The 25,719-nt window shown below is 45.1% G+C and carries 26 protein-coding genes; 6 read left to right on the forward strand and 20 right to left on the reverse strand.

Features of this window, described 5'->3' with window-relative positions; translation table 11 throughout:
* Positions 1-47: 47 nt before the first annotated feature.
* Positions 48-251, reverse strand: coding sequence for a hypothetical protein (locus HGO26_RS12370; RefSeq protein WP_168825480.1), 204 nt, complete (start codon positions 249-251; stop codon positions 48-50).
* Positions 252-1,221: 970 nt separating this feature from the next.
* Between HGO26_RS12370 and HGO26_RS12375 the strand changes: the two genes are divergently transcribed.
* Positions 1,222-1,686: a chemotaxis protein CheX gene (locus tag HGO26_RS12375; protein ID WP_105251417.1), complete on the forward strand. Its 465-nt coding sequence runs from the start codon at positions 1,222-1,224 to the stop codon at positions 1,684-1,686.
* Positions 1,687-2,110: 424 nt separating this feature from the next.
* Here HGO26_RS12375 and alr read toward each other — a convergent pair whose 3' ends face one another.
* Both alr and dnaB read right to left on the reverse strand, forming a co-directional pair.
* The gene (gene alr, locus HGO26_RS12380; protein WP_168825482.1) at positions 2,111-3,187 is read right to left on the reverse strand and encodes an alanine racemase; all 1,077 of its coding nucleotides are present in this window, start codon (positions 3,185-3,187) and stop codon (positions 2,111-2,113) included.
* Positions 3,188-3,288: 101 nt separating this feature from the next.
* Entirely contained in the window at positions 3,289-4,695 is a 1,407-nt protein-coding gene (dnaB, locus tag HGO26_RS12385) for a replicative DNA helicase (RefSeq protein ID WP_105251415.1), read from the reverse strand.
* Between the two features lie 125 nt (positions 4,696-4,820).
* Here dnaB and HGO26_RS12390 point away from each other — a divergent pair, with 125 nt between their 5' ends.
* Positions 4,821-7,019, forward strand: a complete 2,199-nt coding sequence (locus HGO26_RS12390; protein ID WP_168825484.1) for a S46 family peptidase — start codon at positions 4,821-4,823, stop codon at positions 7,017-7,019.
* Between the two features lie 533 nt (positions 7,020-7,552).
* Here the strand turns inward: HGO26_RS12390 and rplI are convergent.
* Genes rplI through rpsF form a run of 4 tightly spaced genes read right to left on the reverse strand, consistent with a single transcriptional unit; the run spans position 7,553 to position 8,991 of the window.
* Positions 7,553-8,005: a 50S ribosomal protein L9 gene (gene rplI / locus HGO26_RS12395; RefSeq protein ID WP_113939970.1), complete on the reverse strand. Its 453-nt coding sequence runs from the start codon at positions 8,003-8,005 to the stop codon at positions 7,553-7,555.
* A gap of 36 nt (positions 8,006-8,041) precedes the next feature.
* Positions 8,042-8,269, reverse strand: coding sequence for a 30S ribosomal protein S18 (gene rpsR / locus HGO26_RS12400; protein WP_006083042.1), 228 nt, complete (start codon positions 8,267-8,269; stop codon positions 8,042-8,044).
* 12 nt (positions 8,270-8,281) lie between these two features.
* Complete coding sequence (gene priB / locus HGO26_RS12405; RefSeq protein ID WP_105251411.1) at positions 8,282-8,587, reverse strand: primosomal replication protein N; 306 nt, start codon at positions 8,585-8,587, stop codon at positions 8,282-8,284.
* 8 nt (positions 8,588-8,595) lie between these two features.
* Positions 8,596-8,991: a 30S ribosomal protein S6 gene (gene rpsF / locus HGO26_RS12410; RefSeq protein WP_105251410.1), complete on the reverse strand. Its 396-nt coding sequence runs from the start codon at positions 8,989-8,991 to the stop codon at positions 8,596-8,598.
* Between the two features lie 213 nt (positions 8,992-9,204).
* Here rpsF and HGO26_RS12415 point away from each other — a divergent pair, with 213 nt between their 5' ends.
* Together HGO26_RS12415 and HGO26_RS12420 are read left to right on the forward strand one after the other, a co-directional pair.
* A complete protein-coding gene (locus HGO26_RS12415) occupies positions 9,205-9,948 on the forward strand; it encodes a DUF481 domain-containing protein (protein ID WP_168825486.1) in 744 nt (247 codons plus the stop codon).
* 242 nt (positions 9,949-10,190) lie between these two features.
* The gene (locus HGO26_RS12420; protein ID WP_168825488.1) at positions 10,191-11,633 is read left to right on the forward strand and encodes an MFS transporter; all 1,443 of its coding nucleotides are present in this window, start codon (positions 10,191-10,193) and stop codon (positions 11,631-11,633) included.
* Positions 11,634-11,760: 127 nt separating this feature from the next.
* Here the strand turns inward: HGO26_RS12420 and rlmB are convergent, their stop codons facing one another.
* The 8 genes from rlmB to zapE all read right to left on the reverse strand — a co-directional run bounded on the left by rlmB (position 11,761) and on the right by zapE (position 19,668).
* Positions 11,761-12,501, reverse strand: coding sequence for a 23S rRNA (guanosine(2251)-2'-O)-methyltransferase RlmB (rlmB, locus tag HGO26_RS12425; protein WP_028759536.1), 741 nt, complete (start codon positions 12,499-12,501; stop codon positions 11,761-11,763).
* The gene (gene rnr / locus HGO26_RS12430) at positions 12,502-14,925 is read right to left on the reverse strand and encodes a ribonuclease R (protein WP_168825490.1); all 2,424 of its coding nucleotides are present in this window, start codon (positions 14,923-14,925) and stop codon (positions 12,502-12,504) included.
* A gap of 39 nt (positions 14,926-14,964) precedes the next feature.
* Complete coding sequence (gene motX, locus HGO26_RS12435) at positions 14,965-15,621, reverse strand: flagellar protein MotX (protein WP_113939975.1); 657 nt, start codon at positions 15,619-15,621, stop codon at positions 14,965-14,967.
* 112 nt (positions 15,622-15,733) lie between these two features.
* Entirely contained in the window at positions 15,734-17,029 is a 1,296-nt protein-coding gene (locus HGO26_RS12440; RefSeq protein WP_168825492.1) for an adenylosuccinate synthase, read from the reverse strand.
* A gap of 72 nt (positions 17,030-17,101) precedes the next feature.
* Positions 17,102-17,290 (reverse strand): DUF2065 domain-containing protein, encoded by a 189-nt coding sequence (locus HGO26_RS12445; RefSeq protein WP_105251404.1) that lies wholly within the window; start codon positions 17,288-17,290, stop codon positions 17,102-17,104.
* Positions 17,291-17,428: 138 nt separating this feature from the next.
* Complete coding sequence (gene rpsI / locus HGO26_RS12450) at positions 17,429-17,821, reverse strand: 30S ribosomal protein S9 (RefSeq protein WP_006083052.1); 393 nt, start codon at positions 17,819-17,821, stop codon at positions 17,429-17,431.
* A 14-nt stretch (positions 17,822-17,835) separates the two neighbouring features.
* Positions 17,836-18,264: a 50S ribosomal protein L13 gene (gene rplM, locus HGO26_RS12455; RefSeq protein WP_105251403.1), complete on the reverse strand. Its 429-nt coding sequence runs from the start codon at positions 18,262-18,264 to the stop codon at positions 17,836-17,838.
* Between the two features lie 291 nt (positions 18,265-18,555).
* Positions 18,556-19,668, reverse strand: a complete 1,113-nt coding sequence (gene zapE, locus HGO26_RS12460; protein WP_168825494.1) for a cell division protein ZapE — start codon at positions 19,666-19,668, stop codon at positions 18,556-18,558.
* 412 nt (positions 19,669-20,080) lie between these two features.
* Between zapE and degQ the strand changes: the two genes are divergently transcribed.
* Together degQ and degS are read left to right on the forward strand one after the other, a co-directional pair.
* Positions 20,081-21,433, forward strand: a complete 1,353-nt coding sequence (gene degQ / locus HGO26_RS12465; protein ID WP_168825496.1) for a Do family serine endopeptidase DegQ — start codon at positions 20,081-20,083, stop codon at positions 21,431-21,433.
* Positions 21,434-21,548: 115 nt separating this feature from the next.
* A complete protein-coding gene (gene degS / locus HGO26_RS12470; protein ID WP_105251400.1) occupies positions 21,549-22,631 on the forward strand; it encodes an outer membrane-stress sensor serine endopeptidase DegS in 1,083 nt (360 codons plus the stop codon).
* A gap of 98 nt (positions 22,632-22,729) precedes the next feature.
* Here the strand turns inward: degS and murA are convergent, their stop codons facing one another.
* The 5 genes from murA to mlaD are packed head-to-tail and all read right to left on the reverse strand — an operon-like array spanning position 22,730 to position 25,704.
* Positions 22,730-23,989 (reverse strand): UDP-N-acetylglucosamine 1-carboxyvinyltransferase, encoded by a 1,260-nt coding sequence (murA, locus tag HGO26_RS12475; RefSeq protein WP_105251399.1) that lies wholly within the window; start codon positions 23,987-23,989, stop codon positions 22,730-22,732.
* Positions 23,990-23,998: 9 nt separating this feature from the next.
* The gene (locus HGO26_RS12480) at positions 23,999-24,256 is read right to left on the reverse strand and encodes a BolA family protein (protein WP_006086065.1); all 258 of its coding nucleotides are present in this window, start codon (positions 24,254-24,256) and stop codon (positions 23,999-24,001) included.
* A gap of 19 nt (positions 24,257-24,275) precedes the next feature.
* A complete protein-coding gene (locus HGO26_RS12485; protein ID WP_105251398.1) occupies positions 24,276-24,560 on the reverse strand; it encodes an STAS domain-containing protein in 285 nt (94 codons plus the stop codon).
* Positions 24,557-25,219 carry an MlaC/ttg2D family ABC transporter substrate-binding protein gene (locus HGO26_RS12490; protein WP_105251397.1) on the reverse strand — a complete coding sequence of 221 codons (663 nt, stop codon included), beginning with the start codon at positions 25,217-25,219 and terminating at the stop codon, positions 24,557-24,559. The genes HGO26_RS12485 and HGO26_RS12490 overlap by 4 nt, the downstream gene beginning before the upstream one ends.
* Before the next feature lie 11 nt (positions 25,220-25,230).
* The gene (gene mlaD, locus HGO26_RS12495) at positions 25,231-25,704 is read right to left on the reverse strand and encodes an outer membrane lipid asymmetry maintenance protein MlaD (RefSeq protein ID WP_028759401.1); all 474 of its coding nucleotides are present in this window, start codon (positions 25,702-25,704) and stop codon (positions 25,231-25,233) included.
* Positions 25,705-25,719 lie beyond the last annotated feature (15 nt).

Consider the following 25,719-nt stretch of genomic DNA (forward strand, 5'->3'; position numbering starts at 1 on the left):
CATGTTTTCACCTAAAGTCATCTACGAGGTAATAATATCACCTCTATTTAGGTGGCCAAAATTAGTGTGCCACTACAGTCACTGCTTTTAATAAAGCTACCGACGCCACTTAAATCAACTGGCTGACTGTTTTCATCGCAAGGATCGGCCTGATATTTTCCATCAGCACATTTATAGACTTCGGCAAAGGCCGAAAAAGTAGGACCGCTCGTTAACACCAGCGCGAGTATTATTAAAGATTTTCTATCCATAGATCACCTCAATGTTTATTGAGTAATCATATCACCAGCGGGGAACCATAAAACAACTTTTTAAAATCGGTGATCCTATAGTGAACCACACTTTTAACCACTTTATATAAATCAAATGGTTAAATTAAAATCTTACCTATCCAACATGGGCGCAATGGAAAAGGTCCTATCGATTGGAATAGTTGATATAACAGGGGTTTTACTCATTTTAGATTGAATCATTACTCTCACATTCTATTAAGCGGTTTTCACATATTTGTGCATTGGTCTAATTGCTAAGTATCCTGTGAGGTATCCCAAATTATAAGATTGAGCGCTCAAGATGGTGTTCCCAGTAATTGACTCGGAAACACGTACTGAACAACACACTACAAATGCGTCGTTAGGGTGAAGCAAAAAGTGAGACAGTTTACAGCGAACATCGCACTTTTACAAAGTCAGCTAAGACGCTCAAGGCCAAGACGCCTTTTCGATAGCACTCCACAATGCCGAAAATAGCCATATAAAATGGGATTACGTAAGACGCGATGGGATAGAGAGTTGAGTAGCAACGCCTTCTCACAAGTTCAAGTGCAAATAAAAGTCGAGTTACTCCATAAAAAGGCTAAAAAACTTTGCAGCATCGGCACTCATGAGCCACTATGAATGGGGCTAATGCAGCCGATATATTGCCATTTTTTGTATGTATGAGACGTAAAACAACGCTATTTGACGATAAGCGTCTTCCAAGCAAACCTATGAACCATCATACAAAACGGTCTAAACAATAAAGGACACGGTTATATGGAGCTTTAACTGCCTATAACTCAGATAAATGATAAGAATATCTTTAAATTAGCCTCACATTTATAGCTGTCTCATCTAAGCTGATAGAGTGTGATCAAGATTGCTGTCGATAAGCAACTTTTCTAATAGCCTTAAGCAATGCCATTACTCCATGGTTTAGGCTCAAAAGAGGACAAACTTAGGCATGAACGTTAATTTTATTAATCCTTTCCTCCAATCTTTGCTCAATGTCATATCTACGATGGCGAGCATGGATTTGACGCCGGGCAAACCCCAAATCAAAGTAGATAACTTAGCAAAGGGTGATGTATCCGGCCTAATAGGTCTTGTTGGACCCCAAACAAAAGGATCACTGTCGATTACCTTCGAACAAAAGCTTGTTTTGCAGATAATGCAGAATATGCTGGGCGAAAACCCGGGTAAAATTAACGAGGAAGTGACTGACTTAGTAGGCGAAATTACGAATATGGTGACTGGTGGCGCAAAAAATCTTTTGGGTCAAAAAGGCTATGAATTTGAAATGGCCACTCCTATGGTCGTATCAGGAAAAGGCCATACTATTTCCCATAAAGCTAATGGCACTAAGATTATCATGCCATTTACAAGCCCGCATGGTACTGCTTATATTGAAATATGTTTTGAAAACTAATAGCTAAAATGCACCAAGCCAGTCAGCTCAAAATACATTAACTATCCTGTCGCTCTGGATCTTATGTTTCATTCGCTTATTTAAAGCCAGATAACAAAGATCAGAACGGCTGGTTTACCGTAAACTGAATTGAGGTATTTTTATCGTCTATTTTGCCGCCTAACACCAGTTCAGCACAGCTTCATCCTCAGGTCTAAAATATATTGCGTCGCCAACGGTGAACTGCAAACCACTATTTTGTTTATCTCAGCCCTACAGGTTCGACACTTCTCCCGCTAACAAATAACTATAATTCATAGTGTTATTTGCAGTAACCATTCGTGTAGTGGCAATTATTCATCCTGACACTTTACATAAAAGAAAACGGTGTTTAATCACCATTTTCTTGCTAAAAAGTGTCCCAGAATAATTCTATCTGTCAGGGTTAAGCTAAGCAAACAGCAACCCTTGGCGTAAGCTTAGTGACTAATTCGTAAGCGATAGTGCCGATATGTTCAGCGACTTCCTCCACGGGTAATGCCTTACCCCACAGCAATGCACTATCCCCAACTTTATCTTGCGCACCTTGACCTAAGTCAACAGTCAACATGTCCATAGAAACACGGCCGACTATGGGTACGCGGCGACCATTGACCCACACGGGTGTGCCTTCCGGTGCATTGCGAGGATAACCATCACCATAACCAATCGCCACGACACCTAAACGGGTATCTTGCTTCGCGGTCCAGAAACAACCATAGCCGACTGGCTGATTGGCTTTATGATCCCGTACCGCAATCAACTGTGATACTAATTCCATCGCAGGAACTAGCCCGTGATTCGCACCGCAATCACCAGTAACAGGAGATACGCCATAGAGTGCAATACCAGGACGGATCCAATCGCCTTGGCTCTGAGGCCAATACAAGGCACCAGCAGAGTTTGCTAAGGTTCTAAATCCGGGCAAGCCTGCCGTTAACGTATTAAAAGCCGCCATCTGTACTGAGGTATAAGTGTTATCTGGCTCATCTGCACAGGCAAAATGTGTCATCAAATGGATCGGTTTTGCCACATTGGGACAGGCCATTAACCTTGCGTAAACCGTTGAAAATTGTTCGGGCGTAAAACCTAAACGATGCATGCCTGAATCCACTTTAAGCCAGACAGTGACGGGTTTTGACAACACAGTTTGCTCTAACATTTCAAGCTGAGAGCTGTGGTGCACTACAGTGTCAATATCATGCCCGACGAGTAACGGAAGATCGGTGGCACGGAAAAAACCTTCTAGTAATAATAAACGCGCTGTCACGCCGCCCGCTCGTAATTCTAAGGCCTCATCCAATCGTGCTAGGCCAAAGCCATCGGCACTGACTAAACAATTAGCGACATTCAATAATCCATGACCATAACCGTTCGCTTTAACGACGGCCATCACACGACTCGCTGGTGCCTGTTGACGCAACGCAGCGAGATTGGTTTGCAGTGCACTACTGCTAATTTCTGCACGGGGAAAAGGGTTCAAAATTTACCTTGTTTACTCAGGAAATAAAAAGTCACGGATATAAAAATACATCAATACAGCTCATCTTCTGCAAACGCAAACTGACTGTTTTTAAACGTCAATTAATCTTCTTCAAACTGCGGCCCAGCATAATTATCGAAACGCGAAAATTGGCCTTGGAAAGTGAGCCGCACCCGACCAATGGGGCCGTTACGTTGCTTACCAATGATGATTTCTGCCGTGCCTTTATCTTGAGAATCGTTGTTATACACTTCATCGCGATAAATAAACATGATGAGATCCGCATCTTGCTCGATAGCACCCGATTCACGTAAATCCGAGTTAACAGGACGTTTATCGGCCCTTTGTTCAAGCGAGCGGTTAAGCTGCGACAGGGCAATAATCGGGATTTCCAACTCTTTGGCTAATGCTTTCAGCGAGCGTGAAATTTCAGAAATTTCTAAGGTACGGTTATCTTTTAAGGCGGGCACCTGCATTAACTGCAGGTAATCTATCATGATCATAGATAAACCACCGTACTCACGGGCGATACGACGCGCGCGGCTGCGAACTTCTGTCGGGGTTAATCCCGAACCATCATCAATATACATTTTACCTTGTTCGAGCATGATCCCCATGGTCGATGAAACCCGCGCCCAATCTTCATCATCGAGCTGACCAGTACGGATTTTGGTTTGATCAACACGGCCCAAGGAGGCCAGCATACGCATCATAATCTGTTCTGACGGCATCTCGAGACTGAAGATAAGTACGGGTTTATCTTCATTCATTGCGGCCTGTTCGCACAAGTTCATCGCAAAGGTGGTTTTACCCATAGAAGGACGCGCCGCAACAATAATTAAGTCGCCAGACTGAAACCCTGCGGTCATTTTATCCAGATCGTTAAAACCGCTCGATACTCCAGTCACACCGTTGTGGGGGTTGTTATAAAGCTGCTCAATCTTATCGACGGTTTTTTCCAGAATAGTTTTGATACCTTCGGGACCTTCATTAGCATTGGTTCGCATCTCGGCGATCTTAAATACTTTACTCTCAGCAAGGTCGAGTAATTCACCCGAGTCACGACCTTCTGGGTTATAGCCCGCATCGGCAATCTCATGCGCGACGCGGATCATGTCACGCACCACGGCCCGTTCACGGACGATTTCAGCGTAAGATAAAATATTACCCGCACTTGGGGTATTTTTCGCAATCTCACCTAAATAGGCAAAACCACCGGCATCTTCTAATTGATTTTCAACTTCGAGCTGTTCAGAAACAGTGATCAAATCGATCGGTTGCCCTAAATCAACCAATCTGTGCATGGCAGAGAAGATCATCTTATGTGAGCGAGAGTAAAAATCCTCTTTTACGACAGCCTCAGCGACCCTGTCCCAGGCTTCGGCATCTAACATCAAGCCGCCTAATACCGATTGTTCAGCCTCAATTGAATGCGGTGGCAGCTTGAGTCCATCAAGCTGCAAATCTCTTGGCTTACTTTTAGGCTTAAAAGCACCTTGTTGTGACATTAACGCTCCCGATTTCCAACAACTTAACAAAATATGATATAAAACCCGCGTCAAGCAAACAGGATGTTTACACTCGCCTGTTATTTCATTCCAACGGACACTCTAACAATCAATAAGGAAAGAACATGCGTATTGCATTGGTTGCGGCCTTAGTACTGACATCCGGCATAGCAACTGCCGACGAAGGACAATGGCAACCTTATCAAATGCCTTCAATTGCAGACAAACTCAGTGAACGCGGAATCGATATTCCGGCAGAAAAACTGGCCGATCTGACAAGTTATCCAATGAACGCCGTGGTTGGGCTGGGCTATTGTACCGCCAGTTTTGTCTCCCCCCAAGGGCTAGTTGTGACAAACCACCATTGTGCCTACAAGGCGATACAATATAACACTAAGCAAGAGCATAACTACCTAGAACAAGGCTTTTTAGCAACATCGATGGACAAGGAACCTTCTGCCGGTCCCAACGAACGTTTATACATCACAGAAGCAGTGACCAATGTCACCGCGCAAATCAATAAAGACCTCAGCCAAGACCCGCTAAGTCGTTACGAAGACATTCAAAATCACAGTAAAGCGCTCATCAAAAGCTGTGAAGCCGATGCTAACTATCGTTGTAATGTGCGCAGTTTCCATAACGGCTTAGAATACTACTTAATCAAGCAATTGATGATCCGCGATGTGCGCTTAGTCTACGCACCACCTGAAAGTGTTGGGGGCTATGGTGGCGATATTGATAACTATGAATATCCACGCCATTCGGGTGATTTTGCCTTCCTACGAGCTTACGTCGGAAAAGATGGCAAACCTGCTGCTTATAGCGACGATAACATTCCTTACCAACCAAAGAGCTACCTTAAGGTCAATGCCGATGGCGTAAAAGCCGGTGATGGCGTGTTTGTGGCGGGTTACCCAGGCACGACTAGCCGTTACAACCTGACCAGTGAACTTAAATTTGCCAGTGATTGGTTGTACCCAACCCAAGCTAAGCGCTATCAATTACAGATTGATACTATCGAGGCTATGGGACAAAAAGATGCCGATATCGCCATTAAGTACGCAGGTAATATGGCCTCAATGGCCAACCGGATGAAGAAACTCAACGGCCTATTAGCGGGTTTTAAAGCAACGGATATCATTGGCATTAAGCAAAGCCGTGAAGATAATTTTTTAGCTTGGCTTAAACAAAACCCTAAGCTAAATCAAAATCTCATTGCTGAGTTAGAAGTGTTACTCGCCGAGCAACAACAAGCATTCCAAAGTAATTACTACTTTACCAATGCCCAATCTAGCACATTGTTAACCGCAGCAAACAGCCTCTACCGTCTTGCTAAAGAAAAACAAAAGCCCGATGCCGAGCGTGAGCAAGGCTACCAAGAACGTGATATTGCTATGCTAAGCTCACGTCTTAAACGTATCGATTCAAGTTTTGATGTCACTGTTGATAAGACTTTGTGGCTACAGGATTTAAATGCTTACCTAGGCCAATCGAATCGCGTGGCAGCGCTCGATAAAATGTTAAGTGTTAATAGTAAAGACGTAGATCTCGCGGCTAAACTCGATGGTTTGTATTCACTCACTACGCTCACAGACCAAGCTAAGCGCCTCGCGTGGATGAATGCCGATGCTAGCGCTTTCGAAACCAGTGCCGATCCCTTTATTCGTTTAGCCGTAGCACTTTACGACACGAATATGGCACAGGAAAAGTCAGAAAAAATCTTAGACGGCAAGCTGTCTAGTGCTCGCCCTGATTATATGGCGGCTGTGATCGAATACTACAAAGCAAACAACTGGCCAGTCTACCCTGACGCCAACGGTACGCTACGGATCAGCTATGGCATGGTTGATGGTTATCAATCACGTGATGCGCTCTATAAACAGCCGTTTACTCGTCTTGATGGCATAGCCGCAAAACACACAGGCGTTGAGCCCTATAATGCGCCGAAAAAACTCCTCGATGCGATTAGCGAACAACGTTTTGGCGATCATCTGGTGAAGTCGGTTTATCAAGATCCCCGCGGCTGGATTTGCAGACTCTTCTCTTGCTTAGATAAACCAGAGGAATTTAACTCAATACCGGTTAATTTCTTATCCAGCGTGGACACCACAGGTGGTAACTCCGGCTCACCTGTCTTCAACGGAAAAGGTGAGTTAGTGGGCCTTAACTTCGACTCAACCTATGAAGCTATCACTAAAGATTGGTTCTTCAACCCAACCATCACCCGTGCAGTGCACGTGGATATTCGCTATATCCTGTGGATGATGGATGAAGTCGACCATGCCGATAACTTAATCCAAGAATTGGATTTAGTGAGAAATTAATACTCTGAGCCAAACACGGATTTAACCCATCTAGTCAAAAGCCGTTCACTGTCATGACAGTGAGCGGCTTTTATTTGGGCTAGTATTTTAAACGCGGATACGCTTTGAGACTGAATGAGTAGACATATCACTTACCGCATTATACCAATCGTATTAAATATCTGTTCATTCAGCGGGAGTTCAAAGCGCTTTAGACAAGGCGAAGGCTTGAAGGCATAGTGGTGCTCTGTCGAAAGCCTTAAACGCAGTATAAAGCGCGTTGCCATGCCGTTAACATCAGCCGCCCTTCGGGAGCAACACAGGCATCCCACTCCCGTGTTGCATTGACTTAAAAGGGAATAACCATTTCTGCGTCAATGCGCCTTGGATTGAGATGCCTGTGAGGCTCTGAACTGATTAGATATTTAATGTGATTGGTATTAATCCATCGCAAACCAATATCAAACCATATTGACCACAGCTAAATACTGAATTTCAGCCATAAAAAAACACCGCCGAAGCGGTGTTTCTCTTAAGATTAAAGCAAGGAGTAATTAAGCTTCTGCAACGATAGAAACTTTAACAACAGCTTTAACTTCAGTGTGTAACTGAACTTCAACTTCGAAGTCGCCAGTAGTACGCAGAGCGCCTAATGGTAAACGAACTTCTGATTTAGCCAGTTCAACACCAGCAGCAGTCACTGCATCAGCGATGTCACGGTTGCCAACTGAACCAAACAGTTTGCCTTCATCACCCGCTTTAGAAGCAATAACAACAGCTTCCAGTGCAGTGATTTTCTCAGCACGTAGGTTAGCAGCAGCTAATTCAGCAGCTAATTTAGCTTCTAATTCAGCGCGACGAGCTTCAAATACTTTAACGTTGCTTTCGTTAGCAACAACAGCTTTACCTTGTGGCAAAAGGTAGTTACGAGCGTAACCAGCTTTAACAGTAACTTGGTCACCCAAGTTGCCTAGGTTAGCGATTTTATCAAGCAGAATAACGTTCATTATCAAATCCTCTATATTCGATTAGGAATACTGCAATTACTGATGTAAATCAGTGTATGGCAGTAGAGAAAGATAACGAGCACGCTTGATAGCGCGAGCTAGTTGGCGCTGATATTTAGCACTAGTACCAGTGATACGGCTAGGAACAATCTTGCCGCTTTCAGTGATGTAGTTCTTTAAAGTAACGATATCTTTGTAATCAATTTCTGCAACACCTTCAGCGGTGAAACGGCAGAACTTGCGACGACGGAAATAACGTGCCATGTTGACAGTCTCCTAAGTTTTCAATTCGACATTTTCGGCATGGATGACTAAGCGGTTCTGACCATTACGCCCCTGTTGAAGCGTCATAAAGCCTTGCACTTGTACTTCCACACCTGCTTTCAGATCTTCTGCGACGCTTTCAAAGCGTGGGCCACTCAATATCACTTGAATTTGTACGTAGACGTTGCGGAGCATTTCGGCTTCATAACGCTGCGATTTGTGTTCCAACATAATCACACTGTGCGCAATACCTGCTGGGCTTTTAAAGCGTCTTGAACGAGTTATCGTTCCTGACAACACCAAGTTATTGGTGGTCACAGATTACCTTACTCAGCGATTTCTTCAGCGTGAGCTTCATCATATGAGCGTTCGCCAGCTGGGCCACGACGTGAATCGCGCTCATCTCTAGCTCTAGCCATTGGAGATGCTTCAGTAACGGCAACTTTAGTACGCATTACCATGTTACGCAGAACTGCGTCGTTGAAACGGAAAGCTGTTTCTAGCTCTTCGATCGTCTCTGCTTTAGCTTCAACGTTCATCAGAACGTAGTGAGCTTTATGCAGATCAAGGATTGGGTAAGCCAGTTGACGACGGCCCCAATCTTCTAAACGGTGGATTGTGCCGTTAGCTTCGGTGATAACACCTGTGTAACGCTCAATCATACCTGGTACTTGTTCACTTTGATCTGGGTGAACCATAAATACGATTTCGTAATGACGCATTTATTGCTCCTTACGGTTATGTAGCCTCGGTATTGGCTCAGTCAGACCAAATGGAGGCAAGGAACGAAAAATAGTGACTGATTTGAGCGCGAGATAGTACAGAAAGCAAGCCAGAAACTCAAGCAATAACTTTGCCTCGCCAATCAATACAGGTATGATGGCGGTTCGCCTACATTCGGACGTCTGAAATCAGCTAACCAAGAATAAAACATAATGCTAAAAGTTATTGCGCCAATCAGTTTGTTTTTCCTTTCATTTCCAGCGCTTGCGCTTGTTCCACCTGATTATCAGGAACCGCCCAGCGATTTTACCGCGGAAATCGAAGCTGGCTTGCAACTGAACACAGGCAATACCGAATCCAGCAGTTTTAATGGTCGAACCCAACTGATTTACGATACAAAGCAAACCAAGCAAGAAGCCACACTAAAAGCCTATTTTGCCTCAGAAAAAAGTCAAACAACCTCCGAAAAATATGAGCTACAGTTACAATCGAACTATAAACTGACTAAGGGTTATGTCTTCGGACGTGGTGATTTTACTTGGGATCAATTCGGTAGTTACACACAAATATCGACTCTTTCGAGTGGTTACGGTTTCAATGCTATCAGTAGTTATAAAACAAAACTCAGTCTCGAGTTCGGCCCAGGTTATCGATATAACTTACCTGCAGAATCGGTAACCATCCCCAGCCCTGATGCCGAAAAAGATGTCATTCTTCGTACCGCTGCCAAATTCTCTCAAAAACTACAGGAATACAGCAGTCTCAATGCAGATCTCACCGCGGAAGTGGGCGAGAACAACAACACCCTCACCTTAGATATGAACTATAAAAATCTGGTGTTCCAAGATTGGGCATTTAAGATCGGTATGAACATCAAATACACTGAAGTGGTACCAGAAGGCAGCCAACCCATGGATACCATCACCACCTTCAACTTGCTTTACACTTTTAGATAACTCCTTTTAAAAAATACGAAGAAATACATAGACTAATATGACGCTAATAGCCTACTCGGCTGGCGTCTATGTGAATGCTTTACAAGCATCCCCTTGAGTTGTTCCGACATAATTCAGTGATTTTTTGAGCAGAAATGCGCAATTAATCAAGATTTACCAACAATTTGCAACACAACATAAACACTAACCCCTGATATACTCACTCCTCATTATCAATCTAGTTTGTGTTTTCGGAGTTGTATATGACTAATCCGCTGCGCACTTTCGCCTCTTTATATAGCACCACGTTATTAATGGTATTAGCCGGCGGCTTGCTTACCACCTATCTTGGGCTCAGGCTCTCAGTGATGAATGTGCCGCAAATATGGATTGGCGGCATGATGTCGGCCTACTATGTTGGCCTAGTGGCTGGCTCTAAGATTGGTCATCGACTTATCGCTCAAGTGGGCCATATCCGTGCCTTTGTCGCCAGTGCAGGCATAGTCGCTGCATCGGCATTAGGCCATGCACTCGTTGATGAGCTAGCGGTTTGGCTGCTCCTCAGACTCGTGGTCGGCATGGGGATGATGTGCCAATACATGGTGTTAGAAAGTTGGCTTAACGAACAAGCTGAAAGTAATCAAAGGGGCACAGTGTTTGCGAGTTATATGATCGTATCTTACTTCGGCTTAATCTTAGGCCAAGGTGCGATCAGTATTTTCCCCAACTTAGGACTAGAGCCACTACTGCTTATCGCAATTTGTTTTTCACTCTGTATCGTACCGATCTCACTCACGCGTCGTCTTCACCCTGCGCCCTTAGTGCCAGCACCACTCAAAATTGCCTATTACTGGAAAAAAGCGCCACAAGCACTCACGACAATCGCAATTGGTAGCATGATAGTGGGTTCGTTTTATGGTCTAGCTCCCGCCTACGCCAGTAACTTAGGTTTACCGCCTGAAAAAGTCGCCACGTATATGACGGCAACGATTTTAGCGGGATTACTGGCACAATGGCCAATGGGAAAATTGTCCGACATTATGTCCCGCAGTCGCCTTATCCGTATCAACTGTATATTGCTCGGTATCTTAGCCTTAGCTATCGCCTTAACACCCTATCATCCGGTGATTTCACTGGTGATGACCTTCCTATTTGGTATTTTAGGTTTCACTTTCTATCCGCTCGCCACGGCGCTTGCCAACTCTCGAGTAGAGCAAAATGAGCGGGTAGGCTTATCAGCAACAATATTATTAACCTTCGGCTTAGGCGCCAGTATCGGTCCGCTTATCGCATCGACATTAATGCAATGGTTTGGCAATAACATGTTATATGGCTTTATGTCAGCCTGTACCTTAATACTCTTTGTGCGTTTACGTTATGTACATTCACAGCAAAAAGTCGAAACCAATGTCACCCAAGACTACATAATGGCGACGGGCGACTTAGTCTCGTCACCACTGGCGGCAGCGTTGGACCCACGGGTTGATGTTGAATCAATTCAAGAGCATATGACGCCCAGCGCTAACTTAGATGAATCGGAGCATGATTTAGGGGCCGATGGCGTCGATGACGATATTATCGATGATAATGACAGTGATGAGGAACAACTCGCCTTTAGTTTCGATATTGAGCAAGCAGAGCCTGAAGCCGCTCAAATAGATGAAACTGATAGCAATCAGGTTAACCTAGACAAAGCGATGACGTAAAAAAGGCCAATAAAAAACGGATTAACTTTATATCGTTAATCCGCCTTTTTATTACGACCAGTTGTTACTGCAGGTTGTTACTTCAAGCCTGATACTGCATATGTGAGATCAGGCAAACGTAAGCATATTAGCTACGACGCTGACGCACTGCTTCAAACAAGCAAATACCCGTTGCAACCGATACGTTCAAGCTAGAAACACTACCGGCCATAGGGATAGAGATCAGTGAATCGCAAGACTCACGGCTTAATCGGCGTAAACCTTTATCTTCCGCACCCATGGCAATCGCCAATGATCCCTTGAGATCGGCTTGATAAAGCTCGCAATCTGCCTCGCCCGCAGTGCCCACAATCCACACACCTTTATCCTGCAGATGACGCATAGTGCGCGCAAGATTAGTCACTTGGAATAAAGGCACTGTTTCCGCAGCGCCACATGCCACTTTACTCACAGTCGCAGTTAAGCCAACTGAATTGTCTTTAGGCACGATAATACCTTGTACGCCAGCCGCATCAGCATTACGTAGACAAGCGCCTAAGTTATGGGGATCAGTCACACCATCCAAGATCAACAGGAATGCTTGCTCAGTGTTAGCAAGCAGCACATCTAAATCTTGCTCATTCAATACTTTCGCCGCTTTAACGCGCGCGACTATGCCTTGATGTTGGCTGCTTTCCGCTTTGTCATCTAAGGCTTTACGAGAAGCGACTTGAATCGTCGTGCCAAAGGCTTTGGCCTGATCGGCCAGCACAGTTAAGCGCTCATCGTCACGACCTTGTAACAGCCACAACTCAATAATGCGCTCAGGGCTGTGTTTTAACAGGGCTTCAACTGCGTGGATCCCAAAAATAATATCTTGTTTTTTCATTTATTTCTTTCTCGTGCTCCGCTTAGCGGCTTTTGGCTTTTTAGCCGGATCTTTTACTGCTGCTTTTTTAGCTTTAGTGCCAGCTTTGGCCTTAGGTTTGGTTTTGCCTGTTTCAGCCTTGGCGCTAGATACCGCGGTTTTGCCTGCTTTACCTTGCTTAGCGCCTTCACGATTAACGCGCTCACGGGCTGTCATCGGCTTATCACGGCTGGCAGATGCTTTACGTTTACCACCTTTGCCGTCATCACCCAGCATAACCAAATCAATCTGTCTGTCATCTAAGTTGACTGCAGCGACCTTAACTGTCACAGGATCACCCACTTGATAGACTTGGCCTGTGTGCTCACCGATAAGACGTTGACGCATAGGATCGAATTGGTAGTAATCGCTACCAAGACTTGAGATATGCACTAAGCCATCGATAAACAGTTCATTTAAGCGCACAAACAAACCAAAACTGGTCACTGAGGCAATCACAGCTTCAAAGGTATCGCCGACGTGATCTTGCATAAACTCGCACTTGAGCCAATCGCTAACATCGCGAGTCGCTTCATCGGCACGACGTTCTGTGGTCGAACACTCTTCGCCTAATTGGTCGAGCTCATCGAGCTGATAGTGATAGCCACCATCCTGCGTCCACTTCTCAGTGGCTTCGCCTCTTTCCTTCGCCAGTAAATAACGGATCACACGATGTAACACTAAATCCGGATAGCGGCGAATGGGCGAGGTAAAATGCGCATATTCTTCTAAAGCCAAACCGAAGTGACCTTCGTTATCCGGAGTGTAAATTGCCTGACGCATAGAGCGCAGTAACATCACTTGGATAAGTTCAGCATCAGGGCGGTCGGCAATTTGCAACATCACATTCTGATAATCTGACGGCGTTGGCTCAAGTCCGCCAGGCATAGTCAAACCACGCTCAGCAAGGAACTCTTTAAAGTTCGCCAATTTTTGCTCGGATGGCGCTTCATGCACACGATACAAGACTTCGCCTTTGTGTTTCTTCACAAACTTAGCTGCAGAAACGTTGGCTAAAATCATACATTCTTCAATGATTTTATGGGCTTGATTACGGCCACGCGGCACGATTTTATCAATCTTGCGCTGCTCATTGAAAATGAACTGCGTTTCCATGGTTTCAAACGCAATCGCACCACGCTCGGCTCTTTGCTCATCGAGCGCTAAATACAATGACTGTAAACACTGCAAATGCGGGAACAAAGCCTCATGCTCAGGCGCAATGGGGCCGCCTTCTAACATTGCTGCCACTTGGGTATAAGTGAAACGGGCATGGGAATACATCACAGCCGGATAAAACTTATAACCTGATAACTTACCTTTAGCAGATACGGTCATCTCGGCGACCATACATAAACGGTCGACGTGGGGATTAAGCGAACATAGGCCGTTAGAGATTTTCTCCGGCAGCATAGGGATCACTTGCGATGGGAAATACACAGAGTTACCACGGGCACGCGCTTCGGTATCCAAGGCAGAATCGGTACGCACATAATAACTGACGTCGGCAATCGCAACCCATAAACGCCAGCCGCCACCGGCTTTTTTCTCCGCATACACGGCATCGTCAAAATCGCGGGCGTCTTCACCGTCGATAGTCACTAATGGCAGATGACGTAAATCCACACGACCGACTTTATCGGCGTCGGTTACTTCATCGGGAATACGGCGCAGTTTCTTCTCGATCACAGGTGACCAAGTATGGGGTAAGTCATAGTTACGCAGGGCGATTTCGATTTCCATCCCCGGCGCCATTTGCTTACCAAGCACTTCAGTCACTTTACCCGCAGCCTTAACAAAACGACCTGGGCGACGCGTTAATTCAACCACAACCACATCGCCTTGACGGGCGCCGTTGCGATCTTCATTCGCGACTAAGATTTCTTGGGTTATACGCTTATCATCGGCAATGACAAATGCCATACCGCTATCAACATGATAACGGCCAACAATTGCAGCACTGCGCGGCTGGATCAAACGCACCAAACGTGCTTCGCGACGACCACGACGATCTGTGCCTGCTTTTTGCGCCAGCACTTTATCACCGTGGAAATACATCAGCATGTCGCGGTTCGAAATAAATAAGTCATCACCGCCTTCATCGGGTTTGAAAAAGCCGAAGCCTTCTCTGTGTCCGAGCACTGTGCCGGGGATCAGATCCATTTTCTCGGGTAAGCCATAGCTCTGCCCACGGGTGAACACAAGTTCGCCATCGCGTTCCATCGCACGTAGGCGACGGCGCAGGGCCTCAAGTTGTTCTTCCTCTTGGATGTTTAACGCCGCGGCAATGCTGTCACGAGTGATAGGTGATTTTTGAGAACGTAAGTAATCGAGAATATACTCACGGCTTGGGATAGGGTTTTCGTACTTATCCTGTTCACGCTCAAAATGAGGGTCTTTGATCATTCAATATCCAAATAATGTGTCTCTAGATTAAGAGACCACTTAACGGGTTCGCAACTGTTCTTGCTGGGCCCGCGCCACTGCACTGGGGGGCATTTTAGCTGCTAACACCTGCAGTAAAGACAAGGCTTTATTCTTAGTCGCCTCGTCCGCAAATACATCGTTATATAACCAGTGATAGGCCATCTCGTAATCCCTAGGACTACCATAACCTTCACCGAATAAACGAACTAACATCATACGAGCGGATAAACTGCCACTTGCAGCCGCAGGCAGTAAATAATGCACTGCTCTGTCTTTATTGCGGATGACAAATTTCCCACTCTGATAATACTCGGCAAGCTTTAACATCGCTTCTGAGCTACCTTGTTCGGCCGAGTCACGTAACAAAGCAATACCCTTCACAGGGTTAGCCTTCACACACGTTCCATGATTGAGCATTTCGCCCCAAAGGAATTGATATAAAGGCTGTTTTAAGACTTGGGCTCGCGCCTCAATGTCTTGGACTAACTGGCAATCATCACGTTTCACTTTCGCTAAGTATTGATTGCTACGGATCAAATCAAGCAATTGATCTTGACTATAAATATCCACCGCCTGCGTTTCAGCAAAGCACATTGAAGATACTAAAGGCAGTAGCGCAACGAGTGCTGTACGTAGCATAACGACTCTCAATGACAGTAGGATGAATACTTGCATCGGCAGTATAACCTATTTCTTGAGCTTGAGCTGAATTTCTAACCGCAGAATAAAACAGAGAAAGGCATAAAGAAGCAGAGAAAAAGGCCGTGAAACACGGCCTTAACAGATCTTAATTGAACGGATTAACCAAAATCATGGTTTCGTTACGATCAGGACCCGTAGAGATAATGTCGATTGGTGTTTCTAATAACTCTTCAAGACGCTTGATATAATTGATCGCTGCTTGAGGCAGTTGCTCAATTGATGTCGCGCCAAAAGTCGACTCGCTCCAACCCAGCATAGTTTCATAAACCGGCGTAACCAGTTCATAACCTTCAGCGGCCAGCGGAGTGACTTTAGAGATAGTGCCATCAGGATTCTGATAACCGACACAAATCTTCACTTCTTTCAGACCATCAAGTACATCTAACTTAGTCAAGCAGAAGCCGCTAACACTGTTGATTTGAACTGCGCGGCGCATTGCTACAGCATCCAACCAACCTGGACGACGCTTACGACCCGTTGTTGCACCAAACTCATGACCTTTAGTACCTAAATGATCACCGACTTCACATAATAGTTCAGTTGGGAATGGACCTGCACCTACGCGAGTGGTGTAAGCCTTCATGATACCTAAGACATAGTCTAAGTGACGCGGACCAAAACCTGAACCCGTCGCAACACCACCGGCAGTGGTATTTGAAGAGGTTACAAATGGGTATGTTCCGTGGTCAATGTCGAGTAATGTACCTTGAGCGCCTTCGAACAGAATTGGCTCACCGGCTTTACGTGCAGTATCCAATAGTTCAGTCACATCAACACACATGCTCTTCAGATAATCGGCCATAGCCAAAGCATCTGCTAGCGTTTGCTCGTAATCAACCGCTTCGACTTGATAGTACTCTGTCAGCATAAAGTTATGATATTTCATAACTTCTTTCAGCTTTTCAGCAAACAGTTCAGCATTGAACAGGTCGCCTACTCGCAGACCGCGACGAGAGATCTTGTCTTCATACGCAGGTCCAATACCACGGCCAGTTGTACCAATAGCTTTATTACCGCGCGCTTTTTCACGGGCAATATCAAGGGCACAATGGAAGGGAAGGATCAGCGGACACGCTTCAGAGATCAACAGACGTTCCTCAACAGGAACTCCACGATCTTTCAGCATGTTGATCTCTTTCATCAGGGCGTCAGGTGCAAGCACCACACCGTTGCCAATAATGCATTTCACATTATCGCGCAGGATACCCGATGGGATCAGATGAAGAACGGTTTTTTCACCGTCGATAACCAAGGTATGACCAGCATTGTGGCCGCCTTGATAGCGCACTACATATTTTGCCTGTTCTGTTAGAAGGTCGACAATCTTACCTTTTCCTTCGTCACCCCATTGGGTGCCGAGAACAACTACGTTTTTGCCCATTATTTGCTGCAAGGTTGCGGTTAAAAAAGAATTTTAACAGATCTTAGTTAATAAGGGCAAGCAGGCTATTTTTTACGCAAAAATAACCCAAATCACGACTCCAGCAGTGACTAATGCCCCACCAAGTCGCTGGATAACTTGCTGATTTTGATGGGAGAGTTCATTTAAATAACGACGCCATTTATTTGGGAATAATAATGGCCCAAGGCCTTCCAAAACCAACACAAGTGCCACTGCTAGCATAAAAATTTGAAAAGTCATGCTTACCTCAAACTCACTCGCTTAATATAAATTTATTGTATATCAGCATACTCCAACCAAAGAGTTTTCTTATACCGTCAATTTTTAGCCAATAAAAAACCCAGCATAGGCTGGGTTTTTTGATATTCCAAAAACGAATTAACGCTTAGAGAATTGTGGCTTACGACGTGCTTTACGTAGACCCACTTTCTTACGCTCAACTTTACGAGCGTCACGGGTAACGAAACCAGCAGAACGAAGTGATGGACGCAGTGCTTCATCTAATTGCATCAGAGCACGGGTAATACCGTGACGGATTGCGCCTGCTTGGCCAGTGATACCACCGCCTTTAACAGTTACATAGATGTCCAGCTTGTCAGTCATTTCAACTAACTCTAAAGGTTGACGAACAACCATACGAGCAGTTTCACGACCAAAATACTGATCCAAAGGACGTTGATTTACAACGATGTTGCCACTACCTGCTTTAGCGAAAACGCGAGCTGTAGAGGTTTTGCGACGGCCAGTGCCGTAGTACTGAGTTGCAGCCATTTGCTTAATCCCGTTTAGATATCAAGAACTTGAGGTTGTTGTGCAGTGTGGTTATGTTCTGCGCCAGCGTAAACTTTCAGTTTACGGAACATGGCACGGCCCAGAGGACCTTTTGGTAACATACCCTTAACTGCTTTCTCGATGATCATTTCTGGCTTTTGCGCTTGCAGCTTTTCAAAGCTGATTTGCTTAATGCCACCAGGGAAGCCTGAATGCGAGTAGTACGTTTTGCCTTTCGCTTTGTTACCAGTAACAGTCACTTTTTCAGCATTAACAACGATGATGTAATCACCGGTATCAACGTGTGGAGTGTATTCTGGCTTATGCTTACCGCGTAAACGGACAGCGATTTCAGTAGCGATACGACCTAAAGTTTTGCCGTCTGCGTCGACGACGAACCAGTCACGAGTTACAGTTTCTGGTGTAGCAGTAAAAGTCTTCATTATTACAAAAACCCAAAGTTAATTTTCTGTCTCACATGCTGTCTGCATTTGCAAACAACACAAAATTGCCTTTTTAGTACCCCTTCGAGCACCGACTTCGGCTTACAACTTCCGCCCAATTGGCGGAGTAACGTGGGCAGGTGGCGGAGTATAGACAAAGCTGAGTTAAAAATCACCTGATATTTTGATAAAAATTATAAAATATCGACCAATTGGACTTGTCATCCTAAGGATTAACAAGCCTCTGGTGATTTAAGGCCGCAGCTAATGCAAAACTCTTACACTACTGGGTTACGGCAGGTGTTCGGTTTTTAAATAATCGTGGGATTGCATCTCAATTAAGCGTGAACGGCAACGCCTAAATTCGAAGTTAAGCAAACCATCGGCATAAATATCTTCGAGTGGCACTTGAGCCGATACAATCAGCTTTACATTGCGCTCGTAAAATTCGTCGACCATAGCTAAAAAACGTCTGGCGATGTCATCGCCAGTCAAAAAGGCGCCCATTTGTTCTATGCCACTCACGAGGACAGTGTGATAAATCCGCGCAAGTTCCATGTAATCACGCTGGCTTCGTGGACCATCACAGAGCGCTCTAAAATCGGCCAACAATACGCCCTGCGCCTGCTGCCGAATACTAATACTGCGGCCTTCTATTTCGATGTCACCAGTAAGCACCTCAGACTCAGGCGCTAACTGACTAAAATAACGTATCAGATTGGCATCAGCTTGTGCATCTAACGGATGATGATAAATCTCTGCTTGCTCAAGGGTACGCAATCGATAGTCAATGCCAGAATCCACATTGAGTACTTCACAATGTTGATTAATTAAGGCTATCGCAGGTAAGAAACGTGCGCGCTGTAAGCCATTTTTATATAAGTCGTCGGGGATAATATTCGAAGTTGCAACCAGCACAACGCCTTCTTTAAATAACGCTTGAAACAGCGTACCTAATAACATGGCATCGGTAATATCAGAGACAAAGAATTCATCGAAACAGATAACGCGATATTTCGCAGCCATCTTTTTCGCAATCACCAACAAAGGATCGCGAACGCCTTTTAACTCATCCAAATCTAAATGCAATTGATGCATAAAGCGATGGAAGTGAGCCCGCAATTTTTGTTCACCAGGCAAGGCATCAAAAAAAGTATCCATCAGGTAGGTTTTACCGCGCCCAACTCCGCCCCAAAGATACAGACCTTTAGGTGATGCTGGTGCCGATTTTAAGCCTAATGCGCTAAACAATTTCCCAACAATAGAACTCGGCTCTTCTGCCGTAGTTAAGTCTTCATAGACGCGTTGTAAAGCCTTAACGGCAATTTCTTGAGCCGGATCATGGGAAAAACCGTCGCGGGTAAGATCTTTTTGATAATGCTGCCAAGGGCTTAACTGAGGCACGTTTAAATTCTCTTATGTCCTTTATTAAAACTGTGACGATATTAGCACGCCCAATATGACGCAGGATATATTAATGCAGAATACGACTTTTACCTTAACGCTAAACTGCATACAAACGTCTAATAAGCATCTATGCTGTAGGTCATTTTAATCGGCAAAATCCGCTAATATTGGGGCTTGAAAAATCCTAATCTCGCCCACAGATTTCTGTTCAGAAACAAGTATGAAACAGCCGACAAAATAGGCTAAAAAAATTAACATTTATTAATATAATGAACTTTTTCAATAAGGTGCGAGTCAGAGTGATTACCTAGGCAAATAGCCGGTACCGATACAGATTTGATCTGGCACTCGCACGATTGCTGATGCATTACATCCAGATCTTTCAACCCTTATTTGGAGTTATGAATAGATGAAAACAAAATTATCTGTACTTTCAGCCGCAATGTTAGCCGCGACCCTGACTATAATGCCTGTCGTCTCACAGGCCGCCATTCCACAGACGGTTGAGGGACAATCCATTCCAAGTCTTGCGCCTATGCTTGAGCGTACGACGCCCGCAGTCGTATCAGTAGCGGTAACGGGGACTCATGTTTCTAAGCAAAGAGTACCTGATGTTTTCCGTTACTTTTTCGGCCCTAATGCGCCACAAGAGCAAGTGCAAGAACGTCCTTTTAGAGGCTTAGGCTCAGGCGTCATTATTGACGCAGAAAAAGGCTATATCGTCACGAACAACCATGTGATTGACGGTGCTGATGATATTCAAGTTGGTCTTCACGATGGCCGTGAAGTAAAAGCAAAACTGATTGGTGCTGACTCAGAGTCAGATATCGCATTATTGCAAATTGAAGCGAAAAATCTCATCGCAATCAAATCCTCTGATTCCGATGATTTACGCGTAGGTGACTTTGCCGTTGCCATTGGTAACCCCTTCGGTTTAGGTCAAACCGTCACCTCGGGCATTGTTAGTGCTTTAGGCCGTAGCGGCTTAGGCATTGAAATGCTGGAAAACTTTATTCAAACCGATGCCGCGATTAACAGTGGTAACTCGGGTGGCGCACTCGTCAATCTTAACGGCGAGTTAATTGGGATTAACACCGCAATCGTAGCACCGGGCGGCGGTAACGTCGGTATTGGCTTTGCCATCCCCGCTAATATGGTGAAAAACCTCGTGGCACAAATTGCCGAACACGGAGAAGTACGCCGCGGTGTATTAGGTATTTCGGGACGTGATCTCGATAGCCAACTCGCCCAAGGTTTCGGTTTAGACACTCAACACGGCGGCTTCGTGAATGAAGTAGCCAAGGGCAGTGCCGCAGAGAAGGCTGGTATAAAAGCAGGTGATATTATCATCAGCGTTGATGGCCGTGGTATTAAGTCATTCCAAGAACTGCGGGCTAAAGTCGCCACTATGGGTGCAGGTGCTAACGTTGAGTTAGGACTCATCCGTGACGGTGATAAGAAAACAGTTAAAGTGACCTTAGGTGAAGCGAGCCAAACCAGTGAAACAGCGGCTGGTGCCGTGCATCCTATGCTGCAAGGTGCGTCCTTAGAAAACTCATCTAAGGGCATTGAAATTACTGATGTAGCACAAGGCTCACCTGCGGCCATGAGTGGCTTACAAAAAGGAGACGTGATTGTCGGTATTAACCGCACTGCGATTAAAGATCTTAAGACACTGAAAGCACAACTTAAAGATCAAGAAGGTGCCGTTGCACTGAAGATAATGCGTGATAAGAGCATGTTATATTTAGTCCTACGTTAATCGACAAAATAGGCCATTTTTTCTGCCACAGATAAGCATAGGGAGCTTAGGTTCCCTATGCTTACATCGATTAAACATGTTAATCTAACTCACCTTTTTCTAGATCCATCCTGCCATGACTATAAAAGACACTCTGTTATATCTCGGTAAAGCCACCCTTTTCGGCCTTATCATGGCGGCCATGTTTTTATTGGTGACACGTTATTTCGATAACCAATCCCTCGGTAGTAGTCTGCTACAAACCCGTGCCAACAACACAGTCGAGCTATCCTTTGCCAAGGCGGTACGCCGTGCAGCTCCTGCTGTTGTCAATATTTATAGCCTCAGCATAGATCAGAATCGGCCACTTAATTCAGGCTCACTTCAAGGTCTAGGTTCTGGGGTGATAATGAGTAAAGAAGGTTATATTCTCACTAATTATCATGTCATTAAGAAAGCCGATGAGATTGTTGTCGCCCTGCAAGATGGACGCAAATTTACCTCTGAAGTGGTTGGTTTCGATCCTGAAACCGATTTATCGGTACTTAAAATTGAAGGCGATAACTTACCAATTGTCCCCGTTAATCTCGACAGTCCGCCTCAAGTCGGTGATGTCGTACTCGCTATTGGTAATCCCTACAATTTAGGCCAGACCATTACCCAAGGTATCATCAGTGCCACGGGGCGTAACGGCTTAAGTTCAGGTTACTTAGACTTCCTACAAACCGATGCAGCGATTAATGCGGGTAACTCGGGTGGCGCACTCATTGACACTAACGGCAGCCTTATTGGTATTAATACCGCAGCATTCCAAGTGGGTGAAGAAGGTGGCGGCCATGGGATTAACTTCGCTATCCCGATTAAATTAGCCCACAGCATTATGGGTAAGTTGATTAAAAATGGTCGAGTGATCCGTGGCGCTTTAGGAATTTCTGGCGAGCCGATTAATCCTGTCGTGGCACAAATCCTTAATCTACCCGATCTCAAAGGTGTGCTCGTTACGGGTGTCGATCCTAATGGCCCTGCGGCCCGTGCCCTGCTAATGCCAAGGGATGTGATTATTAAATACGATGGTGAAGATGTGCCAGGCGTTGAAATGCTAATGGACCGCATCGCTGAAACCACACCGGGTAAAAAAGTGATGATGACTGTGATACGCCAAGGTAAACAACAAGAGTTACCTGTGATTATCGATGAGAAGGTTGTGATCGATAACTAGAACGTCACTTAGTATTACGCGCTCAAATGCAGAAAACAAAAAACCAGCTTTTAGCTGGTTTTTTTAATGATTCAAAATTAGCTTAAATCAGTAACAGATCACTGAATACGCACAACCTGTGCGCCTAAACCTTGAAACTTATTCTCAATATGCTCATAGCCACGATCTAAGTGATAGATACGATCGACAATCGTCTTACCATCGGCCACTAAGCCTGCAATCACTAGACTCGCTGACGCACGTAAATCCGTCGCCATTACCTGAGCACCACTTAAAGATTCAATCCCTTGAATGATGCAGGTATTACCTTCAAGCTCCATGGTAGCGCCCATACGGATAAGTTCGGGCACATGCATAAAACGATTTTCGAAGATAGTCTCAGTTATGGTTGCCGTGCCTTGCGCTAAGGCATTGAGTACACAAAACTGCGCCTGCATATCGGTTGGGAAACCAGGATAAGGTGCCGTCTTGATATTCACCGCCTTCGGACGTTTACCCTGCATATCGAGCTCAATCCAATCTTCGCCGGTAGTAATCGTCGCGCCTGCATCTTCAAGTTTTGCAATAACCGACTCCAGTGAAGCAGGATCGGCTTTTAAACAACGAATACGACCACGGGTCACCGCGGCAGCAACGAGGAAGGAACCAGTCTCGATACGATCTGGCATAACTCGGTAATTGCAGCCCTGTAAACGCTCAACCCCTTGAATACGCAGTGTCGCACTGCCTACACCAGTGATTTTTGCACCCATAGCAATTAAGCAATTAGCGAGATCGATCACTTCAGGTTCGCGGGCCGCGTTTTCAATCACGGTTTCGCCATCGGCTAATGCTGCGGCCATCAGTAAGTTTTCGGTGGCACCAACACTCACCATGTCCATAAAGATATGTGCGCCTTTAAGACGACCATCGACACGGGCCTTGATATAACCTTCTTTCACTTCAATCTTGGCGCCCATCATTTCGAGGCCATGTAAGTGCAAGTTCACCGGTCTTGCGCCAATGGCACAGCCGCCAGGCAATGACACATCAGCCGTACCATAACGAGCCAATAACGGCCCTAAGATCAAGATAGAAGCACGCATGGTTTTCACTAGATCATAGGGAGCGCAAAACTCATTCAGATTAGTGGTAGAAATGCGGATCTGTCCGTCACCGAGTTCAGTTACTTCAGCGCCGAGACAGCGTAATAACTTACAGCTCGTACTCACATCACGTAGATTGGGCACGTTAGAAACCACAAAATCGGTTTCAGCCAATACACCCGCCATCAGAATAGGCAAAGCTGCATTTTTAGCACCTGAAATAATCACATCACCGGCAAGCGGGGGGCTTGCCTGAATTGTTAGTTTATCCACTTTTCCTCACTAGCTAGGCATGTTGAAAACTTTTTCGCGTTTCCATTGAGTCGGCGTGAAAGTTTTGATCGTTAATGCATGTAATTCACCGCTGGCAATGTGTGCCGTCAACGGTGCATAAATGGCTTGTTGCTGTTTGACTCGGCTCATACCATCGAAGCATTCACCTACGGCGATCACTTTATAATGGCTACCATCCGAGCTAGCGTGAACTTCTTCAAGCCCTAACGCATCACGTAAAATCTGTTCGATTAAGCTGCATTCCATGAAATCTATTACCCTATTCTCAATGCGCTTCTTCGGTAAAGAAGGCATCTAAATCATATAAATCAATTAGTTTTTTAAGTTGTGGTGAAGCAGAACTCAATACAAGTTGGCTGCGATGTTCACGCACTAACGCCAGCAAAAATGCCATGCCAGCGCTATCACTGTATTCGAGCCCAGACAGAGACAATATCTGGGTTGACTCATTTAGCAGTTGTTGTCGCTGTGGCCAAAGTGTAATGACATCGGCTTGGGTTATGCGCCCTTTGAGATGACAAACTGTCCCCTGTTGGACAAATTCAATCACGACTGTGACTTCCCTGATTTAGCCTTCATGACCACTTTCTCTTTTGTGCGATCTTCGAGCATCTTAATCACGGGATCGATACCCTGTTGGCGAATTAGATTAGAGATTTCCGACTGCTTAGAAGACAGTAAGCTCACACCTTCGGCAACTAAATCAAATGCCTTCCATGAGTCATCCTTTAAACGGCGCGCCTTAAACAACAGTTTAATCGGTGGGCGACCGGCTTCGATGATCTGCACGTTTACATCGACCATTTTCTCTTTGCTGAAATCAATCCCAGGTGAGAATTCCACTTTTTGATTAGTATATTCAGTAAAGGCTTGAGCATAAGTAGAGATTAAATAACCTTCAAAAGCATTGACGAAACGATTGCGTTGCTCTTCGGTTGAATCCTTAAGATATTGGCCTAATACCTTATAAGAAGCGTATTTATAATCGACATAAGGCATGAGTTCTTCACGAACAATCACCTTTAAATGGTCTGAATTTGCATCGATTAATGCTTTATCTTTGTGAAAACGATCGAAGGTTTTATTGGCAACGGCTTTCACCATGGCATACGGATCTGTCGTATCGACAACCACATCAGCGGCGACTGCGCTCGTTGCCCCTAAAACCATCACTAACGGCAATAAAAAACGAGATAAGTTTTTAAACATAGCGGTAACCCCTATTTATCCTTCGAACCCATACTATATAAGAACTGACCAATCAGCTCCTCCAACACTAATGCCGAACGAGTGTCGTCAATCTTATCGCCATCTTTCAGCATACTGACATCATCGTCGACAAAACCCGGTGTTAACCCTAAGAATTGTTCGCCCAACAAACCCGAAGTCAAAATGGCTAAACTACTGGTTTCAGGGAATTTATCGTAACGCTTGTCCATCACTAATGTGACCACAGCCACTAACTTAACTGGGTCTAAATCTATGCTACTCACTCGGCCAACGACAACACCGCCAACCTTGACTGGCGAACGCACCTTCAAACCACCAATGTTGGTAAAATTGGCTTGTATGGTATAAGTGCTATCGCTGCTTTTCACTTCAATATTGGCGACGTTAAAGACTAAGACCAAAAAAGCGGCCAATCCTGTTAAAAGAAACACACCCACTAATAATTCAATTTTTCGTGTCAACATGTTCAGCTACCACTC

The organism is Shewanella oncorhynchi, assembly GCF_012584455.1.
Taxonomy (GTDB): Bacteria; Pseudomonadota; Gammaproteobacteria; order Enterobacterales; family Shewanellaceae; genus Shewanella; species Shewanella oncorhynchi.

Bases quoted from the DNA above. Each gene is read 5' to 3' on its own strand.
- HGO26_RS12415 (WP_168825486.1), top strand. From the start codon at position 9,205: ATGCTAAAAGTTATTGCGCCAATCAGTTTGTTTTTCCTTTCATTTCCA.
- HGO26_RS12440 (WP_168825492.1), bottom strand. From the start codon at position 17,029: ATGGGCAAAAACGTAGTTGTTCTCGGCACCCAATGGGGTGACGAAGGA.
- HGO26_RS12375 (WP_105251417.1), top strand. From the start codon at position 1,222: ATGAACGTTAATTTTATTAATCCTTTCCTCCAATCTTTGCTCAATGTC.
- rlmB (WP_028759536.1), bottom strand. From the start codon at position 12,501: ATGAAAAAACAAGATATTATTTTTGGGATCCACGCAGTTGAAGCCCTG.
- HGO26_RS12420 (WP_168825488.1), top strand. From the start codon at position 10,191: ATGACTAATCCGCTGCGCACTTTCGCCTCTTTATATAGCACCACGTTA.
- rplI (WP_113939970.1), bottom strand. From the start codon at position 8,005: ATGAACGTTATTCTGCTTGATAAAATCGCTAACCTAGGCAACTTGGGT.
- rpsR (WP_006083042.1), bottom strand. From the start codon at position 8,269: ATGGCACGTTATTTCCGTCGTCGCAAGTTCTGCCGTTTCACCGCTGAA.
- rplM (WP_105251403.1), bottom strand. From the start codon at position 18,264: ATGAAGACTTTTACTGCTACACCAGAAACTGTAACTCGTGACTGGTTC.
- rpsI (WP_006083052.1), bottom strand. From the start codon at position 17,821: ATGGCTGCAACTCAGTACTACGGCACTGGCCGTCGCAAAACCTCTACA.
- motX (WP_113939975.1), bottom strand. From the start codon at position 15,621: ATGCAAGTATTCATCCTACTGTCATTGAGAGTCGTTATGCTACGTACA.
- HGO26_RS12490 (WP_105251397.1), bottom strand. From the start codon at position 25,219: ATGTTTAAAAACTTATCTCGTTTTTTATTGCCGTTAGTGATGGTTTTA.
- HGO26_RS12445 (WP_105251404.1), bottom strand. From the start codon at position 17,290: ATGACTTTTCAAATTTTTATGCTAGCAGTGGCACTTGTGTTGGTTTTG.
- rpsF (WP_105251410.1), bottom strand. From the start codon at position 8,991: ATGCGTCATTACGAAATCGTATTTATGGTTCACCCAGATCAAAGTGAA.
- degS (WP_105251400.1), top strand. From the start codon at position 21,549: ATGACTATAAAAGACACTCTGTTATATCTCGGTAAAGCCACCCTTTTC.
- HGO26_RS12370 (WP_168825480.1), bottom strand. From the start codon at position 251: ATGGATAGAAAATCTTTAATAATACTCGCGCTGGTGTTAACGAGCGGT.
- HGO26_RS12390 (WP_168825484.1), top strand. From the start codon at position 4,821: ATGCGTATTGCATTGGTTGCGGCCTTAGTACTGACATCCGGCATAGCA.
- rnr (WP_168825490.1), bottom strand. From the start codon at position 14,925: ATGATCAAAGACCCTCATTTTGAGCGTGAACAGGATAAGTACGAAAAC.
- mlaD (WP_028759401.1), bottom strand. From the start codon at position 25,704: ATGTTGACACGAAAAATTGAATTATTAGTGGGTGTGTTTCTTTTAACA.
- degQ (WP_168825496.1), top strand. From the start codon at position 20,081: ATGAAAACAAAATTATCTGTACTTTCAGCCGCAATGTTAGCCGCGACC.
- HGO26_RS12480 (WP_006086065.1), bottom strand. From the start codon at position 24,256: ATGGAATGCAGCTTAATCGAACAGATTTTACGTGATGCGTTAGGGCTT.
- dnaB (WP_105251415.1), bottom strand. From the start codon at position 4,695: ATGTCACAACAAGGTGCTTTTAAGCCTAAAAGTAAGCCAAGAGATTTG.